This is a genomic window from Brevibacillus sp. NRRL NRS-603, assembly GCF_003013445.1.
GTDB lineage: Bacteria > Bacillota > Bacilli > Brevibacillales > Brevibacillaceae > Brevibacillus > Brevibacillus formosus.
The window spans coordinates 1-17,821 of the sequence record NZ_PXZN01000024.1 but is presented as its reverse complement, the minus strand read 5'-3'; the positions used below and the strand labels follow the sequence as shown (position 1 = coordinate 17,821).

General features: G+C 45.5%; 17 protein-coding genes and 1 pseudogene. 5 read left to right on the top strand and 13 right to left on the bottom strand.

Translation table 11 applies throughout. The features are described 5' to 3' along the window. Positions 1 to 141: 141 nt before the first annotated feature. On the top strand, positions 142 to 1,083 hold the full coding sequence (locus tag C7R94_RS19180) for a DMT family transporter (RefSeq protein ID WP_106783735.1): 942 nt from the start codon (positions 142 to 144) through the stop codon (positions 1,081 to 1,083). A gap of 50 nt (positions 1,084 to 1,133) precedes the next feature. Here C7R94_RS19180 and C7R94_RS19175 read toward each other — a convergent pair whose 3' ends face one another. The 3 genes from C7R94_RS19175 to C7R94_RS30710 form a co-directional block, all read right to left on the bottom strand. Then, positions 1,134 to 1,598 (bottom strand): NUDIX domain-containing protein, encoded by a 465-nt coding sequence (locus tag C7R94_RS19175; protein ID WP_233220608.1) that lies wholly within the window; start codon positions 1,596 to 1,598, stop codon positions 1,134 to 1,136. A gap of 16 nt (positions 1,599 to 1,614) precedes the next feature. Next, on the bottom strand, positions 1,615 to 2,151 hold the full coding sequence (locus C7R94_RS19170) for a suppressor of fused domain protein (protein WP_106783731.1): 537 nt from the start codon (positions 2,149 to 2,151) through the stop codon (positions 1,615 to 1,617). Between the two features lie 2,000 nt (positions 2,152 to 4,151). Then, on the bottom strand, positions 4,152 to 4,322 hold the full coding sequence (locus C7R94_RS30710; protein ID WP_233220607.1) for a hypothetical protein: 171 nt from the start codon (positions 4,320 to 4,322) through the stop codon (positions 4,152 to 4,154). Between the two features lie 891 nt (positions 4,323 to 5,213). Here C7R94_RS30710 and C7R94_RS19155 point away from each other — a divergent pair. After that, complete coding sequence (locus C7R94_RS19155) at positions 5,214 to 6,491, top strand: hypothetical protein (RefSeq protein ID WP_106783727.1); 1,278 nt, start codon at positions 5,214 to 5,216, stop codon at positions 6,489 to 6,491. A gap of 277 nt (positions 6,492 to 6,768) precedes the next feature. On the opposite strand, the pseudogene C7R94_RS30705 reads toward C7R94_RS19155, so the two are convergent. Continuing rightward, positions 6,769 to 6,942: pseudogene (locus C7R94_RS30705) on the bottom strand (hypothetical protein); the annotation flags it as partial. Between C7R94_RS30705 and C7R94_RS30700 the strand changes: the two are divergent. Continuing rightward, positions 6,911 to 7,063, top strand: coding sequence for a hypothetical protein (locus C7R94_RS30700; protein WP_233220606.1), 153 nt, complete (start codon positions 6,911 to 6,913; stop codon positions 7,061 to 7,063). The pseudogene C7R94_RS30705 and the gene C7R94_RS30700 overlap by 32 nt on opposite strands. A gap of 92 nt (positions 7,064 to 7,155) precedes the next feature. Here C7R94_RS30700 and C7R94_RS19145 read toward each other — a convergent pair whose 3' ends face one another. Further along, the gene (locus C7R94_RS19145) at positions 7,156 to 7,317 is read right to left on the bottom strand and encodes a phage holin family protein (RefSeq protein WP_233220605.1); all 162 of its coding nucleotides are present in this window, start codon (positions 7,315 to 7,317) and stop codon (positions 7,156 to 7,158) included. A gap of 19 nt (positions 7,318 to 7,336) precedes the next feature. On the opposite strand from C7R94_RS19145, the gene C7R94_RS19140 reads away from it, so the two are divergent. Beyond that, positions 7,337 to 7,801 carry a tyrosine-type recombinase/integrase gene (locus C7R94_RS19140; protein WP_369835013.1) on the top strand — a complete coding sequence of 155 codons (465 nt, stop codon included), beginning with the start codon at positions 7,337 to 7,339 and terminating at the stop codon, positions 7,799 to 7,801. An 83-nt stretch (positions 7,802 to 7,884) separates the two neighbouring features. Here C7R94_RS19140 and sufB read toward each other — a convergent pair whose 3' ends face one another. Genes sufB through sufC form a run of 5 tightly spaced genes read right to left on the bottom strand, consistent with a single transcriptional unit; the run spans position 7,885 to position 13,080 of the window. Continuing rightward, positions 7,885 to 9,282, bottom strand: coding sequence for a Fe-S cluster assembly protein SufB (gene sufB, locus C7R94_RS19135; RefSeq protein WP_047073084.1), 1,398 nt, complete (start codon positions 9,280 to 9,282; stop codon positions 7,885 to 7,887). A gap of 39 nt (positions 9,283 to 9,321) precedes the next feature. After that, positions 9,322 to 9,759, bottom strand: coding sequence for a Fe-S cluster assembly sulfur transfer protein SufU (gene sufU / locus C7R94_RS19130; RefSeq protein WP_106783725.1), 438 nt, complete (start codon positions 9,757 to 9,759; stop codon positions 9,322 to 9,324). Then, a complete protein-coding gene (locus tag C7R94_RS19125; RefSeq protein ID WP_047073086.1) occupies positions 9,746 to 10,972 on the bottom strand; it encodes a cysteine desulfurase in 1,227 nt (408 codons plus the stop codon). The genes sufU and C7R94_RS19125 overlap by 14 nt, the downstream gene beginning before the upstream one ends. Then, positions 10,972 to 12,270 (bottom strand): Fe-S cluster assembly protein SufD, encoded by a 1,299-nt coding sequence (gene sufD, locus C7R94_RS19120; protein WP_106783723.1) that lies wholly within the window; start codon positions 12,268 to 12,270, stop codon positions 10,972 to 10,974. Before sufD ends, C7R94_RS19125 begins: the two co-directional genes overlap by 1 nt. 21 nt (positions 12,271 to 12,291) lie before the next feature. Next, on the bottom strand, positions 12,292 to 13,080 hold the full coding sequence (gene sufC / locus C7R94_RS19115; protein ID WP_047073088.1) for a Fe-S cluster assembly ATPase SufC: 789 nt from the start codon (positions 13,078 to 13,080) through the stop codon (positions 12,292 to 12,294). A 282-nt stretch (positions 13,081 to 13,362) separates the two neighbouring features. Between sufC and C7R94_RS19110 the strand changes: the two genes are divergently transcribed. Further along, positions 13,363 to 13,938, top strand: a complete 576-nt coding sequence (locus C7R94_RS19110) for a stalk domain-containing protein (protein ID WP_158264694.1) — start codon at positions 13,363 to 13,365, stop codon at positions 13,936 to 13,938. A gap of 99 nt (positions 13,939 to 14,037) precedes the next feature. On the opposite strand, the gene pckA is transcribed toward C7R94_RS19110, so the two are convergent. The 3 genes from pckA to C7R94_RS19095 all read right to left on the bottom strand — a co-directional run bounded on the left by pckA (position 14,038) and on the right by C7R94_RS19095 (position 17,454). Continuing rightward, the gene (pckA, locus tag C7R94_RS19105) at positions 14,038 to 15,621 is read right to left on the bottom strand and encodes a phosphoenolpyruvate carboxykinase (ATP) (protein WP_106783719.1); all 1,584 of its coding nucleotides are present in this window, start codon (positions 15,619 to 15,621) and stop codon (positions 14,038 to 14,040) included. A gap of 290 nt (positions 15,622 to 15,911) precedes the next feature. Then, entirely contained in the window at positions 15,912 to 17,054 is a 1,143-nt protein-coding gene (locus tag C7R94_RS19100) for a M20 peptidase aminoacylase family protein (RefSeq protein ID WP_106783717.1), read from the bottom strand. 58 nt (positions 17,055 to 17,112) lie between these two features. Beyond that, positions 17,113 to 17,454 carry an SCP2 sterol-binding domain-containing protein gene (locus C7R94_RS19095; RefSeq protein ID WP_106784133.1) on the bottom strand — a complete coding sequence of 114 codons (342 nt, stop codon included), beginning with the start codon at positions 17,452 to 17,454 and terminating at the stop codon, positions 17,113 to 17,115. Between the last annotated feature and the right edge of the window lie 367 nt (positions 17,455 to 17,821).

Sequence of the window (17,821 nt, the reverse complement as noted above, 5' to 3'; positions counted from 1 at the left end):
TCCACACTTCCTGTTTACGTTTTCCTCATTTTCGACAAATTGGCTTACTGCTCCTGCTGCCAATTGGCTCTACCGTTTATGCTCGGTCGCCTCTAAGATGGAACAACAGAAAACTTTTATTCGATAAAGGATGGGATTCGGATGAGTGCACAGCTTCCTATCGAGAAGCAAACCGTACAAACAGAGCAGCCAACCACTCCTGGGCAGCTCCATACAGAGAAAATGGGATTGCTCTATGGCTTCATCGGGGTGCTTAGCTTCAGCTTGACCTTGCCTGCAACGAAGGTGGTTGTAACCGCGCTCTCTCCCCTCTCAGCAGGGTTGGGACGAGCGTTGATCGCGGCTGTACTGGCTGCTTTGGTGCTCTTAATCAAACGAGTATCGTTTCCTACTTGGCAAGAGACAAAGAAACTGTTTCTTGTATCCGCCGGAGTAGTAGCAGGCTTCCCGTTTTTCTCGTCGTGGGCGATGGAGAGAGTGCCCGCTACGCACGGCGCAGTCATCATCGCATTATTGCCATTGGCCACAGCTGGCGCAGCGATATTTTTTTCAGGAGAACGCCCCACCCGGAAGTATTGGATTTCTAGTGTGATCGCCTGTGTGACGATTATCGCCTACGCGATCAGTTCTGGCTTTGGTGCCCTCCAATGGGCAGATCTCGCCTTACTCGGGGCGGTCATTAGTGCTGCGATCGGATACGCGGTTGGCGGTGAGCTCTCCAAGACAATGGGTGGTTGGCAGGTCATCAGTTGGTCGTTGATCTTTGCCTTTCCTTTTCTCATCGTTCCGCTCGCAGGTCCGCTGCTCGCTGAATTAAAACTAGCCACTTGGCCTGTCTGGATCGGTTTTGGCTATATTAGCGTAATTAGTATGTTTCTCGGTTTTTTCGCCTGGTATCACGGCCTGGCACTCGGTGGCGTCTCCAAGGTCAGTCAAATTCAATACCTTCAACCCTTTTTATCGATCATCGCCGCTTGGCTCCTCCTGTCAGAGCCATTGACACTCGGTGCCGTTCTCTCGGCAGTCATTGTCGTGTTCGCTGTTGCAAAAGGAAGAAAAGCTTCCGTACAGCAAAAAGTGTAAGAAAAAAACACCGCTCCTCTTCATTAGGAAAAGGGCGGTGTCTCTTGTTTTTATTCTGCTTGGCTCAGCATATTTCCTAAGTACATCGGTTGATAAGAGGGATCAGACAAGACTTGCTTGACTTGATCCGGGCGTGTTTTGTGGTCGTTCGGCAGTTGTTTCCACTCGTCTATCGTGACCCAGCCAGCCCATTCGATTTCTTCATCGACGATACCACCTGGCGTAGGGGCTGTCTCATCACCGACGAGCTTCGCCAGAACTCCTACTCCGACTGTATGCTTTCCGTTCCCTTCCTGATCGATCCGATCGTCTATCCAGATCAATCGCTCCATTTCCACGAGGAGTCCGGTCTCTTCCATCACTTCTCTTTTCGCCGCGTCTGGAATCGCTTCCAAATATTCTACGATTCCCCCCGGCAGGTTGTAAAAGATGCCTCGTTGTGTCTGCTCACGGATGAGGAGGACTTTCCCTTCGTGTTCCACTACTACGGTGACTCTCAAGCGAATCGCTGACATTTCGCTCGCTCCCTTCTCAGATGGCAGGCGTACGCGTAACATTCAGGGAATCGACACCGGAGTGCGCTAACCATTCCTGTAATGCCATAAGTCCATATTGTTCCAAAAACTTTGCTTCAGAATCCGCGATTGCATGAAGCATCATGAACCTGATTACGTCCTTGCCGTTTGTATAATATTCAAGTCCAGCCTCTTCATAATAGGCAGGGGTCAGTACCATATGATTCAAAACCGATTTTTCCACGATTGTATCCCCGAGCGAAAAGATACTCCCAGACTCCATACGGGTAGATTGACTCTCCCACTGACGAATTACCTGGGCTGCTACTCTTGCCAAATGCGTGATCATTCTCTGCTCAAACTGATAGGAATAGACGAGGTACTCTGTGGCTCCCATCTTATGCAGCTCAAGCGTGGCATACGTCCACCATCCTCGCTTGCGCGTAGCTGGATAGACAGCAATCAGGATATCCGCATCCTCGGATTGATACAGCTCTCCTCCACTTCCAAAAAAGCGGTGGCAATGATCCATTAATTGCTTTACCACTATCATATGTGCAACCCCGCTCCAAAAAGTATGAAAACCTCTACGGCTGCCTTCTCATAAAAGAGCAGCTGCACATTTGTGAAAAGGTTTGTGCTCGCCCGAAAAAAGCATGCCTGGATACGTTGGCATACTTCGTTGATGTTAGGCAGCGTTATCTTGTATATACGAACATTTTATCATTGTGTGAAGTGAATGTACATGTTTGAACACGTACAAAAAGCCCCCGATTATCCCGAGGGCACTGTGCTTGTTTCTTTCGTGACCTTCACCGAAATCGTCTTGCTTTTTCCTTGGTACTTCACCTTCTGCAATCGTGACAGATCGGTTACTGATGTAAAGTCGACTGATCAGCTCTACACAAGCCCACATAGACTGTCAGCTTGGATGTTTTTCTGGCATATTTGCTAAAATGACGGTCACACCCGGCGCAAGCCCGATGATTTCTCCGTTCTCATTGACCGTATCGAACAAGTAACCAATATTCTCCATTTACGTAATAAAACGTGAAGGAGTGAATTCCGCATGACCGACTTCTTATCAATCCTTTTGATAGCAATACTCCTACTTAGTTGGGGTTTTATCGTAAATTCCCAGTCACTTCGTAAAAGATGGCTGTATGTACTGTTCACATTCATCCTTTTTTGGGGGATTGTCGAATTTCTATATTACTTTGACCCTCCATCCCCTCACTATGAGTAATCCATGAACTAAACTAATGGTGCCATTTTCCACAATTCTTATATATCAACTTGAATACAAGGAGTAATTTATCTATGAAATTATTTTTAAAGCTCACAGTGGGCACTTTAGCAACTGGCTGGTTCTTTCTTCTTTGGTGTAAGCAAATGCTTCTTTCAAGTGATATTCCAGTAACAATTTCATTCGATGAAATGCAAGATTTCCTTCAGATTTTTAGCATTTCTACTATCCTTGCCCTTGTCTATATCAGGTTTGTTAATGATACAAAGTTGCATTATTTTCTTGTAATCCCCATCCTACTATGGAGTGACAACACAATTCGGGATTTGGAGTACAATTACCATCCATACGATACCTTGATAAGCTGTGTAAGTCTTATTGGATGTCTGCTCATCTTTCTATACTCAATATTAAGACAGCGTCATAGGTTAAACTGACTCGATCATTACGACTTTGACATGGTATGATTTAGGAAACGCTTTTGGAGGTGTTCCCTTGTTTAAAAAGTTTCAGGAGTACACTTACATCGTAGTTATGTCCATTGCGTTTGTCATCGATTGGATAGCTTCATAGAAGGATTTCTTTTGCCCGATCCAATGGTCGGGTTTTTTATTTTCCCGTTCTAGTGTTCCCCCTCCAGTTCTCATGTTTTCCTCGCTGTAAGGTGGATCAACATAAATCAAGACGTATCTTTACATCTTTCAGACTGCCTGGATATCCGTGGCACTTCATTTGGTAATTTGTAAATAAACAAATTTCATGATACATTTTTTGTAAATTCCTATACATAGGTGAGTATTATGAAAAAAACAACTTTGCAAAAGACAGGTTCAATTATCATTTGCTTGATAGGCCTATATTTATTGGTAACGAGTGTTGAAAAAGGGTTGTTTGGTTTCCTCTATTTAGTTATTGGAATTTGGTGTGTTTTTACTTACTTTGGTAAAAGTGACGAGTGATTTAAATTAACTAGCCCCGTGCAGCAGAAGATATCCCCTTCCTTTCTCCTCATGCAGTTAAAAATTACCTCGTAATCCATTTATTAGGGCCCCAGTACAGTAAAAAAACGTATCTGAACGAATCAGACACATTTTTACACGTTATCGAAACGGTTATCCGATAGAACCTTACATCTCAAACTTGAATACTGATTAATTTCATAGCGTTGCATCGAAGAAGGAAAACATTGATTTACGCCATCTCTGAGATGTTAACTCATCAAAACAATTTATTACTTTTCTTCTTGAGTCGGCACAATATCGGCACGTTAGAGAGTCCTAGAAATTATGTTCTAGGACTTTTCTTTTTTACTCCGCCTTCACAAATTTTTCAATGTATTTTGCGCGTTCTTCCTTGGTGAAAAACTTGTTGACTACTTCGTTATACCACTTATCATTATCAACTTTTGTTTCGGCTTGGTTAACCTTTAAATAATCCTCGATAGTCGCTCTATCAATCTCAGTGGTATTTTTTTTCATGATTCAGTGTTACCTTCACCTTTTGCAGTTCAGGGAACTCCTTTAGCAGTCGGATCGGCTCTTTCATCAAGGCTTTGTTGATCGCGTCTCTAGACTCCCAATAGTTCTTTGCATCTGCTACTGTCATTCCGGTTTCAGGTTTAGCCTTTTTCTAAGTTGCAAAGTCTGCATAGGTGATTACCGCCTCGTTTTGGTTAACAATCTCTGCCTCTATAATAAATAGTCCACGCTTTAAGTTTGGAGCGTACTCCTTAAATCTACTCACTTCCTCGGCTGACATACTAGTGCAAATTAGGCACTCTACAAATTGCCAAAACCCGTCACAAGCTCTATCAGAGTCGAGGCGGGGTTTAACGGTATAACGTACTTTTTAACTTCTATGGTTCCTCATTTGCAAACATTTTCCTCATTACCGTCTACCGAAGTCTAATCAAGGTCATAAATAATACCTATTGTTGTTTGGTCTTTGTCCCAACATCTTATGTTCTCCAACAAATGCCTTAAACAGAACTGCAAACAAATAAGCCCGCCCTTCTATCAGAACCTGGCGGCTGTAATCTATATTGTTTCAAGTTATAACAATGGTAATTCTGGTCAATCCACTGACTATCCTTATTGTCAAAAGTTTAATTATTCCGTCAACTTATACCACCTGCAATACTAATAAATTCAGCAATAGTTGCCAAGCGCTCAATGATCTTATCTATTCTGATTGCTATATAAGCTGAACTGAACGCTATTACCACGAAACAAACAGTAATTATCCAAGACTGCACATTATTAAACGACATAATCATCACACCTTTACTTTTTTGTAAATTTCCATTTTTTAGTTGTCTATACATATCCTACATGGTAAATTATATACCATAAAAAGGGAGGTATGTTAGAATGTCCAAAAAAAATATTAAATCATCTGTTACTAGCTTCGTTTTGGCTGGTGTTTTAGTATCTGCTGTAATGTTACCAAATTTATCAGTTCAGAGTGCATTTGCAAAATCAACTAAAGAGTTGCTATTTTCACCCGAAATTAATTCTGAAAATACAGAAAAGGAATTGAATTTCAATCACGACTCTCTGAAAAGTGTCAAAAAGACTCTGGAAGATAAAAAAATCCAAGTAAAATCGATAAATCCAGAGGATAAAGTGGATTTATCAGAGTACAATTCTATTGCATATAATTTTAAAGATGTAGAAAAAAACAAAAAACTACAGAAGGCATTACAAGAAGAACTTCAAAATGGTAAGAAAGTGTATTTATTTGGAGGACTTACTATAAAAGAATATTGCGATCTGCTAGGTATTGACAAATTGTATACTCAAACAAATATAGAAAGTGGAGATTCCCAAGACTCAATCGAGCTTGCTTTCTTTAATGAAGAGGATGAGAAAAAAGAAAAGAAAAAGAAAGATGGTACTGATAAGAATAAGGAATCCGAGAAACATGAAATTATAGGTTACACATTAGATGAAGATACCCCTTATAAAGTCTTTATTTCAGATATAAACAGCTATGATGATGAGGGTAAAATTGAAATTGAAGATGAAATTTATCTCTCAGAAATCTTGCAGCACGAAAATAAAATTATTGAAAAGAGTGAATCCGAATTTTCTACTCGATCGAGCCGAGTTGTAGATAGTGATTACGATATTATTGCCTCCGCTTACTATATAACAAAAAAAGCCGGAGAAATTAATTCACAATGGAAACTGTACAAAGTTACCGATGAAGACGATAAAGAATATGACTATTTCTATGTAAAAGATACAAGCACTATTGAAACATATGAATGGCTTTGGGATGCAGAAGAGTTTACTATCAGACATGATCTGGTATTTGATAGTGACGAATTAGATGATGCTGAACCAAATGATACCTCCAGTAACCCGTATAAAGTAAGTTTAGGTTACCCTTATAGCATTGGTTTCGAATATGAAATTGACACAGAACCAGACATGGATCTCACATTGAATAAATCTAATGATTATGCAAAATGGGAGGTTACTGGAAGTCAATTAGAATCATCAGATGACTATGAATTCGTGACTGCATGGGCTGCAACAGGTAGCTACACTAAACTGGATATCAGCCATAAAGTTAATTTTTATGCGGGTATTGACGTTGAAACAGATGCAGACCAATCTATTTCTATTAGTTACAATTACTAATATGCCTACTTTGTTGCTGTAGTTTCATTTTACAATTTGACTCACATGTTATTGCCCTCCCCGGATTCTTTCCGAAGGAGGGCTTAGTCATTATTTTGGGATACCTACTGCATAACGCAAAGCGTCCGCAGCATAGTGAGCTACTTCCCTCACTCCTAGATCGTTGTCACTCGCCATTCAGACCGAGCCAAGAATCGCGATTACTTCCTCTGCCGATTCTTTGTCAAACTTATTCACAGGTTTTTCCACAGCGGGTGGATGAGTGTTCCACCAACCCTCACCAAGGCTCCTCGCTTCGCCATTTCCTCAACGACTGCATAAGAGCCATACACACCAACCGAATAACCTGGCAACTCCTTGGCTGTGCGTCATATTCAACAGCAAAGAAAATTTCTGTACCTACAGGCTGACCGATCTGCTTGGCTTCCTTGAGTGCTGCTCTGCCGTCCCTTGTATCGTTGGCTGCTCCTCCAGCAGCATCGTTATTGCCACGTTGGAAAACAGAGACAACCTACATCCCTGCTGCCGTGATCGCTTCGGCCTCTGTCCGTTTTGCCGTTTCCACTCCATAGTGACAGGAACAAGATATCTACAGACAAATTTCATGCCCGCCGCCATAGCCTATCTGCTGTCAAAGGTACTGCACAATCGATTCCTTTGATCTTCATTTTACATCTTCCTTTCTCTTATCGAAAGTCTGCTTCCACAACTGATGCCCCAGCGTTGCGATCACGGCTGCAAGAATGCCCTGAATCGTGGCTTGAACAGTAATTGCCCCCATCACTCCCCAGGCTAGCCCAACGCTAGCCTTGCGATGGACTGACATTAATGGTAATCAACTCACAGTGGAACGCCAAACGAGTAGAGACGATAATAACAACGTGAAACTGACTACTCTTAAAAATTCTTCATCTTATCGCACAATCGGCCTGGAAGATGATCTGTTAAAAGAACTTAAAAAGTTCAAAGCGAGACAAAACGAGCTTATTCTTGGAAGTAAAACATTTCGTCAAAACGAGGATCAAATTATTTTTCAAAACTATCTAGGGAACTATTTAACACCCTCGACAATACGTGAATCGATTCAGGAGTATTGTGAAAAAGCGGGAGTGGAGTACAAGGGTACCCATGGTTTTCGGCACACTCACGCCGTCCTATTGCTCGAGTCTGGTGCCAGTCTAGTATATGTATCAAAGCGACTTGGACATAAGACGATCAAAACGACCGCCGACACATATCTGTCCATCACCGAAAAAATTGAAGAAGACGAACTTAAAAAGTTCGCCTCCTACACCAAAAGAACAATTTGAATCGGCACCAAATCGGCACGATTATTTATTCTTACCTCGTATTCCACTTATAAAGCGTTGGAGCAACAACGTTTTATAGTTTCTTACCCAATACTGCCTTCCATCTCAAACTTAATGAGACGGTTCATCTCTACCGCGTACTCCATCGGCAATTCTTTTGTGAATGGCTCGATGAAGCCCATTACGATCATCTCAGTTGCTTCTGCTTCTGACAAACCGCGGCTCATCAGATAGAAGAGTTGATCCTCGGATACTTTGGATACAGTCGCTTCGTGCTCAAGCGTGATGTTGTCGTTCATGATCTCGTTGTACGGGATCGTGTCGGACGTGGACAGTTTATCCAGAATCAGCGTATCGCATTTGATGTTGGACTTGGAGCCTTCCGACTTGCGTCCAAACTGCGACAGACCACGGTAGGTTACTTTTCCGCCATCACGGGAGATCGACTTGGAAATGATCGTCGATGTGCAATCTGGCGCCAGGTGAATCATTTTCGCACCTGCGTCTTGGTGTTGTCCTTTGCCTGCTACTGCAATGGAAAGAACGGTACCTTTCGCGCGAGGTCCTTTCATGATAACAGCTGGGTATTTCATCGTCAGCTTGGAACCGATGTTACCATCGATCCATTCCATGTTCGCATCCGCGTAAGCAACCGCACGTTTGGTAACGAGGTTGTATACGTTGTTGGACCAGTTTTGGATCGTGGTGTAGCGGCAACGAGCGCGTTCTTTCACGATGATTTCTACAACAGCGGAGTGCAAGGAATCCGTGCTGTAGATTGGAGCTGTACAGCCCTCTACGTAGTGAACGAAGGAATCTTCATCGGCGATGATCAGCGTACGCTCGAATTGACCCATGTTCTCGGAGTTGATGCGGAAGTATGCTTGCAGCGGAGTTTCCACTTTTACGCCTTTTGGTACGTAAATGAAGGAACCACCGGACCATACTGCCGAGTTCAACGCAGCAAACTTGTTGTCTGCTGGCGGAATCACTGTCGCGAAGTATTCTTTCACGATTTCTGGGTGCAGTTTTACTGCGGAATCCATATCGCAGAAAAGAACGCCCAGTTTTTCCAGGTCTTCCTGCATGTTGTGGTACACTACCTCAGATTCATACTGAGCAGATACACCTGCGAGGAACTTTTGCTCTGCTTCTGGAATACCCAGCTTGTCAAAGGTTGCCTTGATTTCTTCCGGCACTTCATCCCAGCTACGGCCTTGCTTTTCAGAAGGCTTTACGTAGTAGGTGATGCTGTCAAAATCGAGGTCGTCCAGATCGCCGCCCCATTTTGGCATCGGCATGCTGTTGAAGATGTCCAATGCTTTTAGACGGAATTCCAGCATCCATGCTGGCTCATCCTTGATCTTCGAAATTTCTTCGACGATCTCGCGAGTCAAACCCTTTTTCGTACGGAATACAGAAACGTCCTTATCGTGAAAGCCGTACTGATATTCCTGTAATTCTGGGCCTTTAACAGCCATCGTTGCTCACTCCTTCGTGTTCATGTCCCTTACCCATCACTATTCCTGCTCCGCTTGTTTGACACCTTGCTCCAATGCTTTCCAAGCCAATGTCGCACACTTGATTCGCGCTGGGAACTTGGCTACGCCAGACAAGGCTTCGATATCACCAAGATCAATCGAGTCATCGATTTCTTTGCCTTGCATCATATCGGAGAATTTTTGCGACAGCTCCAGTGCTTCTGCTACTGGCTTGCCTTTGATAGCATCCGTCATCATGGATGCAGATGACATACTGATTGAGCAGCCTTCGCCGAGGAACTTCGCGTCCACCACTTTGCCGTCCTCCACTTTCAAGGAGAGCGAGATGCTGTCGCCACAGGTCGGGTTATTCAAATTCACAATGAGTCCGTCGGATTCTTCCAGCTTGCCGCGGTTGCGCGGTTTCTGGTAGTGATCCATAATGACGCGGCGGTATAAATCATCAAGAGAAGACATTGCCGAAATACTCCTTCGTCTTCTTCAAGCCCGCGATCAGCACATCTACTTCTTCTTCTGTGTTATACAGGTAGAAGCTTGCCCGAGCGGTAGCTGTCACATTCAGCCAACGCATCAGCGGTTGTGCGCAGTGATGACCGGCACGAACTGCGATTCCGTAACTGTCCAGCACCGTCGCCAGGTCATGCGGATGTACTGTATCCAGGTTGAATGTAATTAAACAGCTGCGGTCCTGCTGTGGGCCGTAAATCTTCAATCCTTCTATCTCGCGCATTTGTTCCATCGCGTACTTGACGAGATGTTTTTCATGACGCTCGATATTGTCCATACCGATCTCTTCCAAAAAGTCGATCGCTGCTCCCAATCCGATAGCTCCTGCGATGATCGGAGTTCCTCCTTCAAATTTCCAAGGAAGCTCCTTCCATGTGGAATCGTACATATCCACATAGTCGATCATTTCTCCGCCGAACTCCATCGGCTCCACACGCTCCAGCACTTCACGCTTGCCGTACAGAACACCTACGCCTGTCGGACCTGCCATCTTATGCGCTGAAAACGTATAAAAATCGCAATCCAAATCCTGGACGTCGATTTTCTTGTGTGGAGCACCCTGCGCTCCATCAACAAACAAAAGCGCGCCATGCTGATGAGCGATTTGGGCAATTTCCTTGATTGGAGTAGTATCCCCCAATACGTTGGAAACATGGTGAATCGCAACGATCTTGGTATTGTCCGTAATCGTTTCCTTGACCGCCTCCAGAGTAACGGTACCGTCCTCTGCCAGCGGAATGAACTTAAAGGTCGCTCCGGTCGCCTTGGCTGCCTGCTGCCATGGAATGAAATTGGCGTGATGCTCCACCAAAGTGGTCACGATTTCATCTCCCGGCCCCAGGTACTTGCGAGCATAGCCGTACGCTACCGTATTACAAGCAGAGGTCGTACCACGCGTAAAGACGATTTCTGCGGCTTCACGGGCGTTGATGAAGGCGCGGACTTTTTCACGCGCGCCTTCGTACCCATCTGTCGCTATGTTACCCAAGGTGTGCACGCCACGGTGCACATTGGAGTTATACTCCCTGTAGTATTTATCCATCGCCTCAATAACCTGAATCGGCTTTTGAGAGGTTGCACCATTATCCAAATAAACGAGCGGATGCCCGTTTACTTCTTGGTGTAGGATGGGAAAATATTTCCGAAGCTCCTTGGCGTTCATTAGCCTAACTTCCTTTCAAGCGCCTGACGGAGTCTGTTTTTCACTTCTTCTACTGGAATCTCAGCGACAACTGGCTCCAGGAAGCCGAGAATGATCAGACGTTCTGCGCCTTGACGGGAAATACCACGGGACATCAAGTAGAAGATAGACTCTTCACTAAAACGTCCTACCGAAGCTGCGTGTCCCGCTTTAACGTCATCCTCATCGATCAACAGGATCGGGTTGGCATCACCGCGAGATTTATCGCTCAGCATCAGGATGTTTTCCGCCTGTACGCCGTTTGCCTTTTCAGCGCCTTTTTCGATTTTCGTGATACCGTTCAAGATACTCACTGCTTCATTCGTCATAACAGCCTTGCTCACCATGTCAGACTCTGTGTGCGTGCCGATATGCTGAACTTGGGAAGTGAGGTTTTGGCGTTGGGAACCAGTACCTACAGAAATGGATTTGGTCTCTGCGATCGAAGCAGTTCCCTTGAGGATAGTGGTGTTGTTGGCAACGGTGTTACCATCGTTCATCTCACCCAAAATCCATTCCATTTTTCCATCGCGCTCAACGGTTGCACGACGGAAGCTGTAGTCGTGAACGTCTACAGACAGAGAACGTACAGAAGCTACTTGCACAGATGCGCCCGCGCCTACATATACTTCAACTAGGCTGTTCGCAACCATGCTTTTGCCTTCGCCAGATACATAAGTGTCCACGTAGGTTACTTTGCTGTTGGCTTCTGCCACGATCAAAACATGTGGAGCCAACAGAGCGTTGTCGCCTGCGATTTCATACACAGCTTGCAGTGGAACATCTACTTCCACGTTTTTCGGAACGTAGAGGAATACGCCACCGTTTACAACTGCAGTATGCAAAGCAGTCAGCTTGTGCTCATCAAGTGCGATAACGTTCAGCAAATATTTTTGCACGAGATCGCCATGTGATTGCAGAGCATCAGCAAAAGTCGTGAAGATCACTCCTTGTGCCTTCAACTCATCGGATACTGCTTGAAAAACGGTAGAAGCATTTTTTTGTACCAACAGGTTTTTCACGCTGTCGACATCGATTTGTGCTTTTACCAAATCGCTGAGTTCATTCGCCGCTGCCACCTTCGCAGTGGTTTGGAACGGATCGAAATCAACGGTATTCCATTTATCAATCTTCGTTTTCTCCAAGGCAGGGAGCGCCAGCTCTCCCGCCGCCTTCAGTCCAGCGAGGCGCTTTTCCAGGAACCAGGCAGGCTCCTGATTAGCTTTGGAGTACTGGGTGATCGCCTCGGAATCGAAGCGTAGCTGTACATCCACACTCATTTCACTGCTGCCTCCTTCTTCCTACACGTTGGCGTTTACGGTTTCGTCCTCGATGCCGAGCTCTTCCTTGATCCAGTCGTAGCCTTCTGCCTCCAGGCGTTCAGCCAGCTCAGGACCACCGGACTTCACGATACGACCTTGCATCATGACGTGTACGAAGTCAGGCTTTACATAGTTCAGCAAACGCTGGTAGTGCGTAATAATCAAGAATCCACGGTCTGCGGAGCGCATTTCGTTTACACCAGCTGCAACGATTTTCAATGCGTCGATGTCCAAACCGGAGTCGATTTCATCCAAAATACAGATGCTTGGCTCCAAGAGCATCATTTGCAGAATCTCGTTACGCTTTTTCTCACCGCCAGAGAAACCTTCGTTCAGGTAACGATGGGAGAAAGACTCATCCATTTCCAGCGTGTTCATCTTTTTGTCCATCTCACGGATGAATTTCATCAGGGAGATTTCGTTTCCTTCGCCACGGCGCGCGTTGATTGCGGAACGCAGGAAGTCAGAGTTGGTTACACCACTGATTTCGGACGGGTATTGCATCGCCAGGAACAGACCTGCACGTGCGCGCTCGTCTACTGCCATTTCCAACAAGTCTTCGTCATTGATCAGCACTTCGCCATCGGTCACCTCATATTTTGGGTGACCCATCAGCGTCGATGCCAATGTCGATTTACCGGTACCATTTGGTCCCATGATCGCGTGCACTTCGCCGCCCTTGATCTCCAAATTCAGGCCTTTGAGGATCTCTTTGTCCTCGATCTTGGCGCGAAGGTTTTTTATTTGCAAATGCGGTACTGCTGTCATCTGAATTCCCTCCATACACGTCAAAAGTGAGTTGGTAAATTCTCAATCCATTCTCAATAACTATCTTATAATAAGAATAATTATAAATCAAGGAATGAAACATATCTGTATTTTTTATATCATTATATTTAGAAAGTCCGATTTTGCGCATGAATCCCTTCCTAAATATTCTTGCCTCCGCTGCATTTTTCCCTTTGTAACTTTTAGGCATACATTTCCGTCTAAATTCCAGGTACTTTTTGTAAAAAACACCACTGGATAACTGGAAAGGGATGGATCATTTTGAAAAAGAGTAACAAAAAACTCGCTATTGGACTAGCTGCTGTCTTACTACTCGTAGGTGGCACCACAGTCTTAGCAAAAACGGGCACAGAGAAAATATCTGCTCGTTTCTCCAACATTAAATTGATAGTCAATGACCAGGTCATCAAAACGAAAGCAGAACCATTCATATATAATGGAAATGTTTATGCGCCTGTAGCAACTGTTGCCAATGCACTCGGCATCAAGCAGGAATGGGACAATAAAACTCCTGCTGTCCGTTTTTCAGGCGCTGGCGGAAACAACGGTGGCAGTAGCATTCCAGAAGCAATTGTCAAGCAGGCAAAAGACACCTTGCCGCTTCCTTGTGACACTTCCGATGTAAAAGGCAGCTTGTACTATTGCGGACCAGAGAAAGAAGTCGTTTCCAAAGGGTATGTCAATCTGACAGGAATGAGTGATCAGGAGTTTCTCGTTATGTATCGCTATCACACTATTGAAGGGCTCCCTTGGGAAGCTTACCTGACTCTTTTCCGTCAGTCAAATGGAAAAGTTGTACCAATCAATACTTCGAAAGTATTCGATGGCAGCCAGTAACATGAGATAAAACCGTCCGTCACAGGCTGACGGTTTTTTCTATTTTCATGAACAAAAAACGGATAGACCTTATCGTCTACCCGTTTCTTTCCTGTTCGATTACTTTACTTTAGGGCCCGCATTCGCGATATCTGTTGCATTCGGGAATTTCTTCTCGAAATTCTCAATGAAGCGTGCAGCCAGATCAGCCGCTTGCTTGTCGTAATCTTCCTTGTTTGCCCATGTATTGCGTGGTTGCAGAACTTCAGCAGGAACGTTCGGGCAAGAAGTCGGCACTTGTACCCCGAAAATCTCATCAGCTACATAGTCTACCTTTTCCAGCTCACCGTTCAATGCTGCTGTTACCATCGCACGCGTGTAGGACAGCTTCATACGTTGCCCAACACCTACCGGGCCACCAGTCCAACCAGTGTTAACCAGGTATACTTGAACCTTGCGCTCGTCAATCTTCTTACCGAGCATTTCTGCATATACGACCGGATGCAGTGGCAAGAATGGAGAACCGAAGCAAGTAGAAAACTCTGTTTGCGGAGCAGTTACGCCACGCTCTGTACCTGCCATTTTGCTAGTGTAACCAGACAGGAAGTGGTACATCGCTTGCTCTTTATTCAGCTTGGAGATTGGCGGCAATACACCGAACGAATCGGCTGTCAAAAAGACGATGACATTTGGTTGCCCGCCCACGCCTGGAATCACAGCACCCGGAATTGCTTCTACTGGGTACGCAGCGCGTGTATTCTCTGTATATTTGGTGCTATCGTAGTCTGCTACACGAGTCGCTTCATTTACGTCTACATTTTCAAGTACGGTACCGAACTGGATTGCTTTCCAGATTTGTGGTTCGCCTTCTTCAGACAGCTTGACGCATTTTGCATAGCATCCGCCTTCGATATTGAACACGCCATTGTCAGACCAGCCGTGCTCATCGTCACCGATCAAGAAACGGTCCGGGTCAGCAGACAGCGTTGTTTTTCCTGTACCGGACAATCCGAAGAAAAGAGCAACGTCTCCGTCTTTGCCTACGTTTGCAGAGCAGTGCATCGAGAGTACGTTGCGCTCTGGAAGCAGCATGTTCATTACGCTGAAGATCGACTTTTTCATTTCGCCTGCATACTCAGTGCCACCGATCAACACTGTCTTTTGCTCAAAGCTCAATACGATGAAGGTCTCGGAGTTCGTGCCGTGTACCGCAGGATTGGCTTTGAAATTAGGTGCATAGATAACCGTGAATTCTGATTCGTGCGCAGCCAGTTCTTCTTCGGACGGACGGATAAACAACTGACGTGCAAACAGGTTATGCCAAGCGAATTCGTTGACCACTCGGATTGGCAGGCGATAGGTTGTATCTGCCCCTGCAAAGCCATCGAAGACAAACAATTCATCTTTGGATTGTAAGTATTGGAGCACGTCTTGTTGAAGTGCTTGAAATTTTTCGGTACTGATTGGTTGGTTAACAGGACCCCAGTTGATTTTATCGTGTACGGAAGCTTCGTCCACCACAAATTTGTCCTTTGGCGAACGGCCGGTAAACTTCCCTGTTAGCGCATTGAGCGCCCCCTTATCGGTCAAAATCCCTTCGCCACGCTTCACTGCCATCTCAACAAGATTAGCTACAGGCAAGTTATGATACACTTTCGTAGCTCCAAGAATGTCAGTAAGCTTTTGAACCGTATTGGTTTCCATGTGTGAACGATCTCCTTCCCAAAATGTGTACCATTTATTGTGACTTTCTAATTGTCGCTCGATTTGTAATTAGTATATCACATTTAGCTAAATAAGCTACATAATTTTATAATCTCTTATGGAGAATGTGTGAATAACCCTCCTCATGCGTATTATTCCCCAACAGCAGTATTTTGTCCACAAACCAACCAGTCTATCGACTATTCGTGAGGTACGCAGAGACATTTCCCACAAAAAGAGCAACACCAAGAGTTTACTCTCTCAGTGTTGCTCTCACAAGGCATAAAGATTTACGTATTTTCAAACGTTTTTACGACTGTCTGACACAAAATCGCCACACCTTTTTCCAAGGCCGAGCGTTCAAAATGCATCAGCGGATGATGCAGCCCTGGTACCAAATCACATCCAAGAGCCAGCATCGTCGCCTTGATATGAGGACGTTCCACGGTATAGTAGTGGAAATCCTCCGCTCCCGGACTGACAGGCGCCGCTCGCAAATTCTCTTGACCGAGCACATCTACGATCGCCTGCTCCATAAATGCCTTCGCTTGATCATCAACCTCTGCCGCTACCATGCGAGACCCGGCCTCTACCTCTATGCGTGCCTGAAAAGACATCGCGACTCCGTCAATCATTTGACGAACTCGATTCACCAGATCATCCATCGCCTGATTCGTCTGCGCTCGCAGATCGAGGGCAAAACGCGCCTTGTCCGGAATAATGTTGTAGCTCTCTCCCCCGGCTTGCAGCATGGTCATTTTGACGGTGGCCGGAACCATTGGATTAATATGTACTTGACCGAGACCTGAAATAATCGCTCCCGCTACTTCAATCGCATTGATCCCGAGATGCGGTCTCGCTCCGTGGGCAGCGACTCCTGTGATTTCCCCGTAGAGAAACATGGCTGCACCGTTGTAGATGGCGGGTCCTGCCGTTCCATTTGCCATCTCCTGAATCGGTCTTAGGTGAACACCGTACAAATAATCGATGTCATCGACGACCCCCTTCTCCACCAGCTTCAATGCTCCCGTTCCTTTTTCTTCTGCTGGTTGGAACAAAATTTTTAACGTTCCCGGCGGTTGAAATCCAGCGGCAACCAATGCTTCTACCGTTTCCACGATCAAGGTCATATGGGCGTCATGACCGCAGGAATGATTCGCGCGCCACTCACCGTTCACTTCTTGCCAGAGAGCATCGATATCTGTGCGCAAGCCAACAACTGGTTTCCCTTCGCCCCATTCAGCCACTAATCCTGTACAATCGTCAAAAGTCGTAACACGCAGTCCCAAGGCACGCATGCGCTCCGCCAAATAACGAGTCGTTTCTACTTCCTTCCAGCTTATCTCAGGATTCTCATGCAGATGACGGAATGTTTCGGCAATAGCATCTTTACGTGCGGCAACCGCCTGTTGCAACGACATCACAGTAGACATCAAAGCGCCTCCTCCAAAACCGTTTCTTCCTATTATATCACAATGCCCATTGGACAGTTCACCGACAGGTCAGTCGCAAAATGGCATCGAGCTTTAATTGGTCGCGCAATGGCCCTGCTATTTGCACCTTTTCTTTGGCTAAGACATAGACGAGCTCATCGCCGCCGAACAGCATGTGCATTTGTTTCTCCTCTCCTCTGATGATCAAATCGGCAGGCTGCTCTTCTGTCCATACATCCCAGGATGCAACGCCTTTTGCTATCGTCAATTGCCATTGTGACGGTGAATCATCCACTACAATTCCGATCCTGCGCTCCCATCCTGCTGTTATGAATCGCAAGTGTGCTTTTCCTTGCAGTCGCTCACCCAGTTCAAAAAGCAGTCTGCCCATTCCGATCATCTGCACGCCACCCCTCCCTTCCCAATTGGGTTCGTGGCCAGTCAGGTCGAATCCTTTGGCGAGGAATGAGAGTCACTGTCGGCTGTTGTCAGGGGTGACATCTTTTTCTCGACATTTTAGAAAGAGCTTTAGAGAAGGCTTTTTTAGTCAACATAGTGGAGGAGAAGAAAAAGCACAGTTCTCTTCGACTCTGACACGCCCGCAAGGGGGATTCACTGGCCGTCTCCACTTAAAAAAGGGGACCGTCGAGCCAAAGCCACCCTACGGGCGGACGTTTCTCAAAGAAGAAGTGTTCGACAAGCGTGGTCCCCTTTTTTAAGTTCCGACTGGGGAGGCTTTGTCAAGGTTGAACTACTACCCGTTAGAT

What these genes read in the sequence shown, in the direction of transcription:
- C7R94_RS19180 (WP_106783735.1), top strand. Translation starts at nt 142, where the DNA reads ATGAGTGCACAGCTTCCTATCGAGAAGCAAACCGTACAAACAGAGCAG.
- C7R94_RS19175 (WP_233220608.1), bottom strand. Translation starts at nt 1,598, where the DNA reads ATGTCAGCGATTCGCTTGAGAGTCACCGTAGTAGTGGAACACGAAGGG.
- C7R94_RS19170 (WP_106783731.1), bottom strand. Translation starts at nt 2,151, where the DNA reads ATGATAGTGGTAAAGCAATTAATGGATCATTGCCACCGCTTTTTTGGA.
- C7R94_RS30710 (WP_233220607.1), bottom strand. Translation starts at nt 4,322, where the DNA reads ATGAAAAAAAATACCACTGAGATTGATAGAGCGACTATCGAGGATTAT.
- C7R94_RS19155 (WP_106783727.1), top strand. Translation starts at nt 5,214, where the DNA reads ATGTCCAAAAAAAATATTAAATCATCTGTTACTAGCTTCGTTTTGGCT.
- C7R94_RS19145 (WP_233220605.1), bottom strand. Translation starts at nt 7,317, where the DNA reads ATGTCAGTCCATCGCAAGGCTAGCGTTGGGCTAGCCTGGGGAGTGATG.
- sufB (WP_047073084.1), bottom strand. Translation starts at nt 9,282, where the DNA reads ATGGCTGTTAAAGGCCCAGAATTACAGGAATATCAGTACGGCTTTCAC.
- sufU (WP_106783725.1), bottom strand. Translation starts at nt 9,759, where the DNA reads ATGTCTTCTCTTGATGATTTATACCGCCGCGTCATTATGGATCACTAC.
- C7R94_RS19125 (WP_047073086.1), bottom strand. Translation starts at nt 10,972, where the DNA reads ATGAACGCCAAGGAGCTTCGGAAATATTTTCCCATCCTACACCAAGAA.
- sufD (WP_106783723.1), bottom strand. Translation starts at nt 12,270, where the DNA reads ATGAGTGTGGATGTACAGCTACGCTTCGATTCCGAGGCGATCACCCAG.
- sufC (WP_047073088.1), bottom strand. Translation starts at nt 13,080, where the DNA reads ATGACAGCAGTACCGCATTTGCAAATAAAAAACCTTCGCGCCAAGATC.
- pckA (WP_106783719.1), bottom strand. Translation starts at nt 15,621, where the DNA reads ATGGAAACCAATACGGTTCAAAAGCTTACTGACATTCTTGGAGCTACG.
- C7R94_RS19100 (WP_106783717.1), bottom strand. Translation starts at nt 17,054, where the DNA reads ATGTCTACTGTGATGTCGTTGCAACAGGCGGTTGCCGCACGTAAAGAT.
- C7R94_RS19095 (WP_106784133.1), bottom strand. Translation starts at nt 17,454, where the DNA reads ATGATCGGAATGGGCAGACTGCTTTTTGAACTGGGTGAGCGACTGCAA.